Source organism: Mesorhizobium sp. WSM4808 (assembly GCF_055811675.1).
The window spans coordinates 1-378 of the sequence record NZ_JBVVQX010000080.1; the positions used below are offsets into that span (position 1 = coordinate 1).

Below are 378 nucleotides of genomic sequence, written 5' to 3' on the forward strand. Positions count from 1 at the left end.
TGAGCACTGTCCGGACCCGGATAAGGGTTGCGGTTGCCGAAGTTCAGGCGGCTTTCAGTATAGGTCTTCAGTGGTCCATTTCGGTTTCCTGGCTCGTCCAAGTCTTGAACGTGAAAGGCGTGTTGTTTCGCCAACTGCCCTGAGCCTCCCCGGTTCTCGCACTGGATGTTCTTGCCCCCTCATGCGAAGGGACACCACCGATGCCGACGTCATATTGGACGTAGCCGCCGATGCGCAGGCAGGTGTCGGTGTTGGGGACATGCAAGTAGCCTGCACCGTAGACGTCGCAGATGTGGACATGTTCGGTCCGGTCCGACGCGGAGATTTCGTCCGCCGCGCGAGCCACCGAAACGGAGATCAGGGCCGCAACCGAGCCGA

General features: G+C 60.3%; 1 protein-coding gene. It reads right to left on the reverse strand.

Features of this window, described 5'->3' with window-relative positions; all coding sequences use genetic code 11:
• Positions 1 to 67 precede the first annotated feature (67 nt).
• On the reverse strand, positions 68 to 378 hold a 311-nt coding region (locus AC0L2U_RS34765; protein ID WP_473603713.1), incomplete at its 5' end, for a porin.